General features: G+C 72.8%; 7 protein-coding genes and 2 pseudogenes. 6 read left to right on the forward strand and 3 right to left on the reverse strand.

Features of this window, described 5'->3' with window-relative positions:
- Positions 1 to 24 precede the first annotated feature (24 nt).
- The 3 genes and pseudogenes from HC362_RS22455 to HC362_RS22465 form a co-directional block, all read left to right on the forward strand.
- Positions 25 to 870 carry a DegV family protein gene (locus HC362_RS22455; RefSeq protein WP_243085790.1) on the forward strand — a complete coding sequence of 282 codons (846 nt, stop codon included), beginning with the start codon at positions 25 to 27 and terminating at the stop codon, positions 868 to 870.
- A gap of 781 nt (positions 871 to 1651) precedes the next feature.
- Positions 1652 to 2536, forward strand: a complete 885-nt coding sequence (locus HC362_RS22460) for a ComEA family DNA-binding protein (RefSeq protein WP_347568466.1) — start codon at positions 1652 to 1654, stop codon at positions 2534 to 2536.
- An 89-nt stretch (positions 2537 to 2625) separates the two neighbouring features.
- Positions 2626 to 5298: pseudogene (locus HC362_RS22465) on the forward strand (ComEC/Rec2 family competence protein); the annotation flags it as partial.
- A gap of 64 nt (positions 5299 to 5362) precedes the next feature.
- On the opposite strand, the gene HC362_RS22470 reads toward HC362_RS22465, so the two are convergent.
- Positions 5363 to 5608, reverse strand: a complete 246-nt coding sequence (locus HC362_RS22470; protein WP_243088761.1) for a hypothetical protein — start codon at positions 5606 to 5608, stop codon at positions 5363 to 5365.
- Positions 5609 to 5778: 170 nt separating this feature from the next.
- Here HC362_RS22470 and holA point away from each other — a divergent pair.
- A pseudogene (gene holA, locus HC362_RS22475) lies at positions 5779 to 6702 on the forward strand (DNA polymerase III subunit delta); the annotation flags it as partial.
- A gap of 308 nt (positions 6703 to 7010) precedes the next feature.
- On the opposite strand, the gene rpsT reads toward holA, so the two are convergent.
- Positions 7011 to 7277: a 30S ribosomal protein S20 gene (gene rpsT / locus HC362_RS22480; protein WP_243085792.1), complete on the reverse strand. Its 267-nt coding sequence runs from the start codon at positions 7275 to 7277 to the stop codon at positions 7011 to 7013.
- Between the two features lie 309 nt (positions 7278 to 7586).
- Between rpsT and lepA the strand changes: the two genes are divergently transcribed.
- Together lepA and HC362_RS22490 are read left to right on the forward strand one after the other, a co-directional pair.
- On the forward strand, positions 7587 to 9461 hold the full coding sequence (gene lepA, locus HC362_RS22485; RefSeq protein ID WP_243085793.1) for a translation elongation factor 4: 1875 nt from the start codon (positions 7587 to 7589) through the stop codon (positions 9459 to 9461).
- Positions 9462 to 9797: 336 nt separating this feature from the next.
- On the forward strand, positions 9798 to 11690 hold the full coding sequence (locus HC362_RS22490; protein ID WP_243085794.1) for a long-chain fatty acid--CoA ligase: 1893 nt from the start codon (positions 9798 to 9800) through the stop codon (positions 11688 to 11690).
- A 7-nt stretch (positions 11691 to 11697) separates the two neighbouring features.
- Here the strand turns inward: HC362_RS22490 and HC362_RS22495 are convergent, their stop codons facing one another.
- Positions 11698 to 12294 carry a response regulator gene (locus HC362_RS22495; RefSeq protein ID WP_243085795.1) on the reverse strand — a complete coding sequence of 199 codons (597 nt, stop codon included), beginning with the start codon at positions 12292 to 12294 and terminating at the stop codon, positions 11698 to 11700.
- Between the last annotated feature and the right edge of the window lie 78 nt (positions 12295 to 12372).

Genomic DNA, 12372 nt, shown 5'->3' on the forward strand with positions numbered 1-12372 from the left:
CCGCCGCCCGATACGCTCCGTCCCATGCACGGCCCCCTCGCGATCGTCACGGATTCCACCGCCTACCTGCCGCCCGAGGCGCTGCGGCGGCACGGGATCGAGGCCGTGCCGCTGACCGTCGTGCTCGGCGCGGAGGCGCTGGAGGAGGGCACCGAGATCTCCGCCCGCTCGCTGGCGAGCGCCTTGCGTGAGCGGCGCCCCGTCACCACCTCCCGGCCCAGCCCGGAGACCTTCGCGCGCACCTACCGCGCGGCCGCCGAGGCGGGCGCGGCGGGAGTTGTCTCGCTGCACCTGTCGGCCGAGTTCTCCGGCACCTACGACGCCGCCGTGCTGGCCGCCGAGCGGGCGCCGGTGCCGGTGCGCGTGGTGGACACCGGTGTCGTGGCCATGGCCCTGGGATTCTGCGCCCTGGCGGCCGCCGAGGCGGCCGAGGCCGGAGCGTCGCTGGACGAGGCGGTGGCGGCGGCGCAGAAGCGCGCCGAAGGCACCTCGGCGGTCTTCTACGTCGACACCCTCGACTATCTGCGCCGGGGCGGCCGCATCGGCGCGGCCCAGGCGCTGCTGGGCTCCGCGCTCGCCGTCAAACCGCTGCTGGAGGTGGCGGACGGCCGGATCGGGATGCTGGAGAAGGTCAGGACCGCCTCCAAGGCCATCGCGCGGCTGGAGGAGATCGTGGTCGAGCGGGCCGGGGACGCCCGGGTCGACATCGCGGTGCACCACCTCGCCGCCGCCGAGCGCGCCGAGCAGCTCGCGGAGCGGTTCCGTACGCGGGTCCCGGGGCTGCGGGAGCTGCATGTGAGCGAGGTGGGCGCGGTCATCGGCGCGCACACAGGTCCTGGGCTGCTGGGGGCCGTGCTCTCCCTCAGATGAGTGAGCGAGTTATCCACAACTCGCGGGTTATCCACCGGAATCGAGCAAGATCACTGCGCTGGGGCCCGGCTTCCTACCGTCGGTGGGCATGAGCGAACGAGCAGCAGCAGACGCAGCGGGGACAGAAGAAGCAGCCGAAGCGGTGGAGTCAGCCGGTGTCCGGGGCGGGCAGGCGGTGCCGGAGTACGCGGCGGGTGGGGGAGCCGAGGGCGCCCGTCGCGGGAGCGCGGCCGGAGCGGGAGCAGGGGCTGGGGCCAGGGCCGGGAGCGGTGGCGGCAGCGGGGGCGGCGCCGGGATCAGGCGGCCTCCGCGTCGTCGGCCGCCCCGGGGTCCTCGCGCGGCCCCTGGCCCTGGGCCGGGCCGACGGGGTGCACACGGCCGGCCACGGCGGGTGCGCCCGCCGGCTCCGGAGCCCCGCGCGGCGGTACGCGCCCGCTCGCTGCTGACGGAACCCCCTCCCAGCGAGCCCCCGGACCCCGAGCCCCGCGCGAGGACGGTGCCGGAAACGCTGCCGGGGTCGGAACGGCCAGGTCACGCTCCTGACCTCGCCTTCGCCTCGGCTCCCCTCCCCGTCATGCCGCGTGCCGAGGCCATCGCGGCGGCCCGTGCGGCTGTGCGGGACAGCAGGGAGCGCGGGGGCCACCGGAGCCGTGCGGTGCCGGGTTCCGGCGGCCTCCAGGCCCCTGTGCCGGCCCCGGCTACCGCTCCTGCTGCGACTGCGGTTGCGGCTCCGCCCGCACGACCGCCATCGGTACGGGGACCCGGTCCTCGCCCCGAGCCCTTGCCCGATCCGGGGTGGCCCGACGCGGTCGCTGAGCCGGGGCCCGGGGACGGCTCGGAGCCGGGGCGGGTGGGTGGCGGCTTCTTCGCCGAGCAGCGGGAGGAGCGGCAGGAGCCCGAGCAACAGGACGAGGCGGCCGGCCGGCTGCCGTTGCGGGAGCGCTGGGGGCTCGCTCTGGAGGAGCGGCTGCCGGTGTGGCTGCGGGTGCGGTGCGGGATGGAGCCCAAGACGCTGGTGGCGCTCTGTCTGGTGCTGCTGGTCGCAGTCGGCTTCGCGGTGCACCACTTCTGGACGGGACGGCCCCAGGAGGTCGCGGTCCCCAGCGCACCGAGCGCCCCGGAGGACGGCGCTTCGGCACCTCCCACGGAGAACGGGGCCTCCGCGACACCCGCCGCAGGCGGGGCCGCCCCCGGCGCTACCGGCGCCGCGAGCGGCAAGCGGCTGGTGGTCGACGTCTCCGGGAAGGTGCGCAATCCGGGGGTGCGGCGGCTGCCCGCCGGGTCACGGGTTGAGGACGCGCTGGAGGCCGCGGGCGGGGTGCGCGAGGGAGCGGACACCAAGGGCCTGAACCGGGCCCGACTGCTGGTGGACGGTGAGCAGATCGTGGTGGGCGCTCCCCGCGGCTCCCAGGCCGCCGCGGGCACCGGACCGGGCCCCGCGCAGGGACCGGCGGGCGGGGCGGGCGCCTCGGGAGCGCCGATCAGTCTCAACTCGGCCACCAAGGAGCAGTTGGAGACCTTGCCGGGCGTCGGTCCCGTGCTGGCGCAGCACATCATCGACTACCGCACCGAGCACGGCGGCTTCCGCTCGATCGACCAGCTCCAGGATGTCAACGGCATCGGGGAGAAGCGCTTCGCGGACATCAAGCCGCAGGTGACGCCATGAGCGGCGCCGGGCCGACGGCCGGAGCACGTGCCGGACCGTGCCCCGGCGGGCCGCCGGACGCACGGAGCGCGGAGGAGGACGGGGTTCCGGTGCCCGGTCCGGGCCGGTCCCCGGGCCCGGCGACGGACGGCCTGCCGCCCCGGGAAGAACCCTCCGACCTGCGGCTGGTGCTGCCCGCTCTGGCGGCCTGGGCGGCGGCAGCCCTGGCGCTGGGCGCGTCGGCGGAGCATGCCGCGATCGGTGTGGCTCTCTGCGCTCTGGTGGGGCTGACTCTGCTGGCCTGTTCGATGAAGAGCGCACGGGCCGGCGGGAGCCGTCCGGCAACCGCGCATGCCACAGCTCCAGCCGCAACGCCGACCGCACCGGCTTCGGCGCACCCCTCCCACCCCGCGCGCCCCTCCCACCCCGCGGGTCCGGACCGACCAGCGCCTCGTCGGCGGCGTCCGGGCCGGAGGCTGCTGGTGGGCGCGGCGGTCACCTGCTTGTGTGCCGCGGCGGCGGGTGGCAGCGCGGCGCTGTATGCGGCTGATCTGCACAGAGGGCCGTTGCCCGGGCTGGCCGACAGCCACGCGCTGGCCACCGTCGAGGTCACCCTCACCAAGGACCCGCGGCTGACCCGGCCCAGCACGCGGGGCGCGCGGCAGCTGGCCGGGATGGTGGTGGCCCCGGCCCAGGCGGTCGCGCTGGTGGGCGAGGACGGTGCCAGGACCCGGCTGCGTACCCCGGTGCTGCTGCTCGTCCGGGTGGAGGAGGACGGTGGCGGGGGCGGTGGAAGGGAAGGCGCGGCGAAGGCGGCGCGGTCGGGATGGCTGCGGCTGCTTCCCTCCACCCGCCTGCGGGTACGGGCCGAGCTGGTGCCGCCCGCCTCCGGCCGGAGAGGGGGCCAGGACATCGCGGCGGTGCTGCGGACGGGCCCTGGGCCCCCGCAGATCGTCGCCGGGCCGACGGCGGTCCAGCGGGCTGCGGGCGAGCTGCGGGCCGGGCTGCGGGAGGCGAGCGCGGGGCTCGGTGCGGACGCGCGAGGGCTGCTGCCTGGCCTGGTGGTGGGGGACACCTCGCGGCTGAGCCAGGAGTTGGCCGACGCGTTCCGCACCACGGACATGAGCCATTTGCTGGCCGTAAGTGGAGCAAATCTCTCCATTTTGCTGTTCGTTCTGATCGGACCACCCGGGCTGGCGCACCGTGCGGAGCGACGCGGTCTCGCGCCCCGGCTGGGACTTCCCCTGCGCGCTACCGCGGTGGTGGCCGCGCTGCTGACGCTGGGCTTCGTGGTGGTGTGCAGACCGGAGCCGAGCGTGCTGCGGGCTGCGGTGTGCGGTCTGATCACGGTGTGGGCGATCGGTACCGGGCGGCGGCGTTCGCTGCTGCCCGCGCTGGCGGCAGCGGTGCTGCTGCTGGTCTTCTACGACCCCTGGCTGGCGCGGGACTTCGGGTTCCTGCTCTCCGTGCTGGCCACGGCGTCCCTGCTGACGGTGGCGCCCCGCTGGTCGGCGGCGCTGCGGCGGCGCGGCTGTCCTGGCCGACCGGCCGAAGCGCTGGCGGCCGCCGCCGCAGCGCAGGCGGCCTGCGCACCGGTGGTCGTGGTGCTGGCGGCACACGTGAGCCTGGTGGCGGTGCCGTGCAATCTCCTCGCGGAGTTCGCGGTGGCACCGGCCACGGTCCTGGGTTTCGCCGCGTTGGCGGCCGCACCGGTGGCGATGCCGGCGGCGAAGGGCCTCGCGTGGCTGGCCGGTTGGCCGGTGGAGGCCATCGCGGGCATCGCGCGGGCGGGTGCCGGGCTGCCGGGCGGGGAGATCGGCTGGCCCGCCACCTGGACGGGCGCGCTGGCGCTGGCGGCCACCCTGGTCGGGGTGCTGGTGGTGGCGGTCCGGCTGACGTCGCCGTATCGGCGGTGGCTGTGTGCCGCCTGCGCGTTGGTGCTGCTGGTGGTGGTGCTGCGGCCGACGCCGCTGGTGCGGCCGTTCACCGGGTGGCCGCCCACGGGCTGGCGGATGGTTGCCTGTGATGTCGGGCAGGGCGACGCGCTGGTGCTGGCCGTGGACGGGGACCGGGGCGGCTCGGGCGGGGCGGTCGTGGTGGACGCGGGGCCCGATCCCCAAGCCGTCGACAGATGCCTGCGTGAGCTGGGGGTGCGCACGGTTCCGCTGGTCGTGCTGACCCACTTCCACGCCGACCATGTGGCCGGACTTCCGGGGGTGCTGCGCGGACGGAGAGTGGGAGCGATCCAGACCACGGGTCTGGCGCGGCCGCCGGCCCAGGCGGAGTTCGTACGCGGCACGGCGCGCCGGGCGGGGGTCCCGGTGCTCGGCGCGCGGGCGGGGGAGCGGCGCCGGGCCGGGGACCTGCGCTGGGAGGTGGTGTGGCCGCCGTCCCCGGCTGCGGGCGGCACGGGGGTCGGTGCCCACGGGGGCGGGGGAGGAGAGGAGCGGGACGGCGAGGGCGCCAACGACGCGAGCGTCACGTTGCTCGTCCGTACCTCGGGCCTGCGGCTGTTCCTTCCTGGGGACCTCGAACCCGCGGCGCAGCAGGCGCTGTTGGCCCAGCGGCCCGATCTGCCGCGGGTCGATGTGCTCAAGGTCGCGCACCACGGCTCGCGCTTCCAGGACCCGGAGCTGTTGCGGCGGCTGCGGCCACGGGTGGCCCTGGTCTCGGCCGGCCGGGAGAACCCGTACGGCCACCCGGCGCCGGAGACGCTGAACGAGCTGACGGCCTCGGGGGCCCTCGTGGCGCGGACCGACCGGCACGGCGCCCTGGCCCTGACGCGGCGCCCGGACGGCACCCCCGCCGTGGTGACCCAGCGGGGCAGCCCCCTCGCCGTCGGGACGGTCAGTCGCGCTCCAGCCAGCCCTCGTGGGCGGCGGCGAGGGAGTCCAGCACGGCGGGGTCGTAGGCGGCCTGCGGGTCTTCCAGTACCACCAGCCACTGGGCGTCCTCGGCGTCGTCCTCCCCGGCGAGCGCCTCGCGGACCAGTTCGGGTTCCTCTGCGAGCCCGAGGCGCACTTCGAGCTCGGCGGCGACCTCTTCGGCCGCGTCCCTGTCGGGCAGCACCAGTACATGCCGTACGTCGTTCACCGGGGCATTCTCTCAACGGCGCCCCGGAGAGTGGCTCCGGAGGGCAGCCCCGCAGGGGAGCTCCACGGGCCGTGGTGTCGGTGCGGCGTGGGATGCTGGTCGCGATGGCTGGTACGCGTAAGAAGACCTCGGACGATCCGCTCGCTCCCGTCACCGTGGCGGTGGGGCAGGAGGAACTGCTCGTCGACCGCGCCGTGCGTGCGGTGATCGACGCCGCGCGGGCCGCGGACGCCGACACGGACGTGCGGGATCTGGCGCCTGGCGATCTCCAGCCCGGCACGCTGGCCGAGCTGACCAGCCCCTCGCTCTTCGCCGAGCGCAAGGTGGTCGTCGTGCGCGGGGCGCAGGACCTGCCGGCGGACACCGTCAAGGACGTGAAGGCCTATCTGCCGGCCCCGGTGGAGGAGATCACCCTGGTTCTGGTGCACGCGGGCGGCGCCAAGGGCAAGGGGCTGCTGGACGCGGCCAAGAAGGCCGGCGCGCGCCAGGTGGACTGCCCGAAGATGACCAAGCCCGCCGACCGGCTGGCGTTCGTCCGCGGGGAGTTCCGGACGCTGGGGCGGGCGGCGACACCCGAGGCGTGCCAGGCGCTGGTGGACGCCATCGGCAGCGATCTGCGCGAGCTGGCCTCGGCCTGTACGCAGCTCACAGCCGATGTCGAGGGCACCATCGACGAGGCCGTGGTCGGGCGCTACTACACGGGCCGGGCCGAGGCATCCAGCTTCACCGTCGCGGACCGCGCGGTCGAGGGGAAGGCGGCCGAGGCGCTGGAGACGCTGCGCTGGGCGGTCGCCACGGGGGTGGCGCCGGTGCTGATCACCAGCGCGCTGGCGCAGGGCGTGCGGGCCATCGGCAAGCTGGCCGGGGCACCGCGCGGTGCGCGGCCGGGCGATCTGGCCCGTGAGCTGGGCATGCCCCCCTGGAAGATCGACCGGGTACGGCAGCAGATGCGCGGCTGGACGCCGGACGGGGTGGCTGCGGCGTTGCGTGCTGTCGCCGAGGCGGACGCGGCGGTCAAGGGCGGCGGGATGGATCCGGAGTACGCGCTGGAGAAGGCCGTCGTCACCATCGCCGGTGCCGCCCGCTCCCGCTGATCCGGTCGGCGCCCGGCCCGCCCGCTCCCGCTGAGCCGGTCGCGCCCGTCCGCGAGGCCCCGGGCCACGCGCCCCCACATGGCGAAGGCCCCGTCCCGGGGCCCTGGGGAGGGGCTCGGGACGGGGCCTCGCTTCGTACTGTGTGGTGCGCCGCACCCGCGTGGCGAACGCAGGCCGCGTGCGGCGCGCTGTCTCAAGCGGTTGCCCGGGCGTACGGCGGATGAGAGAGGGCCCGCCTCACAACGTCCGAGCGGTCGGAGACCGACGAGCTGCGAGGAGCTTCGCGAAGAAGCTCCGAGAAGCTGAGGTCAGCCCTTGAGGGAGGCCACGTGCTTGGCCAGCGCCGCCTTCTTGTTGGCAGCGTTGTTCTTGTGCAGCACACCCTTGCTGGCGGCCTTGTCGAGCTTCCGGGCGGCGTGCCGCTGGGCTGCGAGCGCCTTCTCGGTGTCGCCGGCGGCCACGGCCTCGCGGGTGCGACGGATCGCGGTCTTCAGCTCGGACTTCACGGCCTTGTTGCGCTGCCGTGCCTTCTCGTTGGTCTTGATCCGCTTGATCTGGGACTTGATGTTCGCCACGAATGAGCCTTTGCGGTTCGGAGATTCACACTCGGTGCCGGAAGGCACCGTCCAGTGCCATCAGGCACAGTCGGTCAGGCTACCAGTCGGGGTACCGGCCCTCCCAATCCGGGCGGTACCCCGCGCGCATGGGACCATGGGATACGACACACCGTCCCGACCACCGGCTCGACGGGGCCCGCACCGGCTCCCGAACGCGTCCGGGAGCGCCCCCGAGGGCGCCTCCGTGCGGCCGTACCGGGACGTGCGAGACCTCGCCGCAAGAGCCGACAGCCCGAAACCGACAGGCCAGAACCGACAGGACACTGCGTGCCCGCGACCCCAACGAACGCGCCGGAGCCGAGCCGTACCGACCCGGCGCTGATCCGAAACTTCTGCATCATCGCGCACATCGACCACGGCAAGTCCACGCTTGCCGACCGGATGCTCCAGCTGACCGGCGTCGTGGACAAGAGGCAGATGCGTGCGCAGTACCTCGACCGTATGGACATCGAGCGCGAGCGGGGCATCACGATCAAGTCCCAGGCCGTGCGAATGCCCTGGGCGCCCACCGACAATCCGGACACCCCCTACGTCCTGAACATGATCGACACCCCGGGGCACGTGGACTTCACCTATGAGGTCTCGCGTTCGCTGGCGGCCTGCGAGGGGTGCATCCTGCTGGTCGACGCCGCGCAGGGGATCGAGGCGCAGACCCTCGCCAATCTCTATCTGGCGATGGAGCACGACCTCACGATCATCCCCGTGCTGAACAAGATCGACCTGCCGGCGGCGCAGCCCGAGAAGTTCGCCGCCGAGCTGGCCCACCTCATCGGCTGCGAGCCCGAGGACGTGCTGCGCGTCTCCGCCAAGACCGGCGAGGGTGTCGAGGAGCTGCTGGACCAGGTCGTCCGCCAGGTCACCCCGCCCGTCGGGAACGCGGACGCACCGGCCCGCGCGATGATCTTCGACTCGGTCTACGACGCGTACCGCGGCGTCGTGACCTACATCAAGGTCGTCGACGGCATGCTCAGCAAGCGCGAGCGCATCCGCATGATGTCCACCGGAGCCACCCACGAGCTGCTGGAGATCGGCGCGAACTCGCCGGAGATGACGCCCGCCGACGGGCTCGGCGTGGGCGAGGTCGGCTATCTGATCACCGGTGTGAAGGACGTCCGCCAGTCCAAGGTCGGTGACACGGTCACCCTCCTGGCCAAGGGCGCCGAGGAGCCGCTGCCCGGCTACAAGGACCCCAAGCCGATGGTGTTCTCGGGGCTGTATCCGCTGGACGGTTCCGACTACCCCGAGCTGCGGGACGCGCTGGACAAGCTGCTGCTCAACGACGCCGCGCTCACCTATGAGCCGGAGACCTCGGCGGCGCTGGGCTTCGGCTTCCGGGTGGGCTTCCTGGGGCTGCTGCATCTTGAGGTGATCCGGGAGCGGCTGGAGCGCGAGTTCGGTCTCGATCTGATCGCCACGGCGCCGAACGTGATCTACCGCGTGGAGATGGAGGACGGCACCGAGCACGTGGTGACCAACCCGAGCGAGTTCCCCACCGGGAAGCTCGCCACGGTGCACGAGCCGGTGGTACGGGCCACGCTCATCGCTCCCAGCGAGTTCATCGGCGCGATCATGGAGCTGTGCCAGTCGCGGCGCGGCAACCTCCAGGGCATGGACTACCTGTCCGAGGAGCGGGTCGAGCTGCGCTACACGCTGCCGCTCGCGGAGATCGTCTTCGACTTCTTCGACGCGCTGAAGTCCAAGACCCGCGGCTACGCCTCGCTGGACTACGAGCCGACGGGCGAGCAGACGGCCGACCTGGTCAAGGTGGACATCCTCCTCCAGGGCGACAAGGTGGACGCGTTCTCCGCGATCGTCCACAAGGAGAAGGCGTACGCCTACGGCACCCGGATGGCCAACAAGCTGCGGGAGCTCATCCCCCGTCAGCAGTTCGAGGTGCCGATCCAGGCCGCCATCGGCGCCCGCGTCATCGCCCGCGAGACGATCCGCGCCATCCGCAAGGACGTGCTCGCCAAGTGCTACGGCGGTGACATCTCGCGGAAGCGGAAGCTGCTGGAGAAGCAGAAGGAAGGCAAGAAGCGGATGAAGGTCGTCGGCCGGGTGGAGGTGCCGCAGGAGGCGTTCATCGCGGCGCTGTCCAGCGATGACGCTGCGGGTGACGGTAAGGCGAAGGCGAAGAAGTAGTCCGCCGTCGCCTGCGGCGTACTCCGCCGGGTGCTCCGCCGTGCGCGGGCTGGTTCCCGGCTGCCGCTTGTGGCGCGTCGCAGTCCGCCGGTGTGCTGTGGCTGCTGGGGGCACCTCCCGGCCGAAGGCTGGGGGAGCAGTTCCCCGCGCCCCTTCGGGGCCCGGCCCCCTTACGTAAGGGCAGACCCCTTACGTAAGGGGGCCGCTGCCTTTACTCTGATCACTGCTCAGTAGTTACTCGTGAGTCAATAAGCGCGAGCCGGCACGCAGCAGGACGCAGCAGGACGCCAAGCACCAAGCAGGACGACAAGCAGGACGCGGGTCCCGGAGGATGTCGTGAGCGACACACAGTCCCTGATCGAGAACCGGCCGCCTTCCGTGGCCACGCTCTTCCTGGAGCGGGTCGAGGCCACCCCCGACGCGGAGGCCTACCGCTACCCGGTGATCCGGCCCGCGGGCGAGAGCGAGGGGCCCGACGAGTGGCGCTCCTACAGCTGGCGCGAGGCGTCCGAGCGGGTGTTCTCGATCGCGGCCGGGCTCATGGACCTGGGCGTGCGCCCCGAGGAACGCGTCGCCATCGCCTCCAGTACGCGGATCGAGTGGATCCTCTCCGACCTGGGCATCCTGTGCGCCGGCGCCGCCACGACCACCGTCTACCCCAGCACCAACGCCGCCGAGACGGCCTACATCCTCGCCGACTCCGACAGCCGGGTGCTGATCGCCGAGGACGCCGACCAGCTCGCCAAGGTCCGCGCGCACCGGGACGAGCTGCCGCATCTGGCGCATGTGGTGCTCATCGACGGGGACCCCGGAGCCGAGGACGCCGAGGGCGACTGGGTGCTGAGCTTCGCGGAGCTGGAGCGGCGCGGCGCCGCCTACCGGGAGAAGCACCCTGACGCGATCACCAAGACGGTGGAGGGCCTGCGCTCCGACCAGCTGGCGACGCTGATCTACACCTCCGGTACGACGGGAAAGCCGAAGGGCGTCCGGCTGGCCCAGGACGCCTGGTCGTACATGGCACGCGCGGTGCCGCAGACGGGCCTGCTGCACCGCGACGACGTGCAGTACCTTTGGCTGCCGCTCGCGCATGTGTTCGGCAAGATGCTGATCTCCGTACAGATCGACTCGGGGCACGTCATCGCCGTGGACGGCAGAGTCGACAAGATCATCGAGAATCTGCCGGTCGTCCAGCCGACGAAGATGTGCGCGGTGCCGCGGATCTTCGAGAAGGTCTACAACGGTGTCGCGCAGAAGGCGCGCGCCGGGGGCGCGGCCAAGTACAAGATCTTCCAGTGGGCCGCCGAGGTGGCCCGTGAGTACGCGCGGACGACGCAGGACAACCAGCGCCGTACCGGGGTCGCCGACGCACCCACCGGTCTCAAGGTCAAGCACGCCATCGCCGACCGGCTCGTCTACAGCAAGCTGCGGGACGCGTTCGGCGGCCGGATGGTCGGCTGCGTCTCCGGCTCCGCCGCGCTGGCGCCCGACCTCGGCTACTTCTTCGCGGGCGCCGGCATCCCGGTACTGGAGGGCTACGGGCTCACCGAGTCCTCGGCCGCCAGCTTCTGCAACCGCACCGACAACTTCCGCACCGGTACGGTCGGCAAGCCGGTGCCCGGCACCGAGGTGCGGATCGCGGAGGACGGCGAGATCCTGCTGCGCGGTCCCGGCATCATGCAGGGCTACCACGAGCTGCCGGAGAAGACCGCCGAGGTGCTGGAGGAGGACGGCTGGTTCCACACCGGTGACATCGGCGAGCTGACGGACGACGGCTATCTGCGGATCACCGACCGCAAGAAGGACCTGATCAAGACCTCCGGCGGCAAGTACATCGCGCCCGCCGAGGTCGAGGGCCAGTTCAAGGCGATCTGTCCGTACGTCTCCAACATCCTGGTGCACGGCGCGGGACGCAACTACTGCACCGCGCTCATCACCCTGGACGAGCCGGCCATCACCGCCTGGGCGGCCGACCACGAGGATCTCAAGGGCAAGCCCTACGCCGAGGTGGTCACCTCCGAACAGGTGCGCGGCCTGGTGGACGGCTACATCGAGCAGCTCAACGCGGGGCTCCAGCGCTGGCAGACGATCAAGAAGTTCCGCGTCCTCCCCCGTGACCTGGACATCGAGCACGGCGAGCTGACGCCCAGCCTCAAGATGAAGCGCCCGGTGGTGGAGAAGGAGTTCGGCGACCTGATCGAGGAGATGTACGAGGGCGCCCGGGAGCGCTGAGGTGCTGTCAGCCTCCGCGCAGCTCGTCCAGCGCTTCGGCCAGCGCGGCGACCTCGCGGGCCAGCCGGGCGGTGTCGGCCGTACCGCCGGCCGCCAGGTGGCTCTCCACCGCCGCCAGGCGGCCGGCGAAGTCGTCCAGCCGGTGCTGCTCCTCCTCCAGCAGTCGGCGTAACCGGCGGTTCTTGCTGTACAGATCGAGGAACACCGCGACCTTGGTGCGCAGCACCCAGGGGTCGAACGGCTTCCTCAAGTAGCCCACGGCGCCCATCGCGTAGCCACGGTAGGCGTAGCCGGCGTCCTGCGCGGTCTCGTCCCCGGTCAGGAAGATGATCGGGACATCTTTCGTCTGCTCGCACCGCTTGATGCGCTGCGCCGTCTCGAAGCCGTCCATTCCCGGCATCGCCGTATCCAGCAGGACCAGTGCGAACTCCTGCCGCAGCAGCGCCCGCATCGCCTCCTGGCCGGACCGTGCCCGCACCAGCGGCACATCGAGGACGCCGAGCACGGCCTCCAGCGCGACGAGGTTGTCCTCCATGTCGTCGACGAGCAGGATGCCGGCGTCATGTCCGGCGCCGCCGGTATGCGCTGGGGATTCTGTGGTCATTGCCGCCCCGTTGGCTGTCGTGGTTCCGGGCCGGTCGCGCACCGAGCGCCGATCGCGGACCGGGAAAGGACCGGGAAT

The organism is Streptomyces sp. 891-h (assembly GCF_022760275.1).
GTDB classification, from domain to species: Bacteria; Actinomycetota; Actinomycetes; order Streptomycetales; family Streptomycetaceae; genus Streptomyces; species Streptomyces spirodelae.

Bases quoted from the DNA above. Each gene is read 5' to 3' on its own strand.
- HC362_RS22455 (WP_243085790.1), top strand. From the start codon at position 25: ATGCACGGCCCCCTCGCGATCGTCACGGATTCCACCGCCTACCTGCCG.
- HC362_RS22495 (WP_243085795.1), bottom strand. From the start codon at position 12,294: ATGACCACAGAATCCCCAGCGCATACCGGCGGCGCCGGACATGACGCC.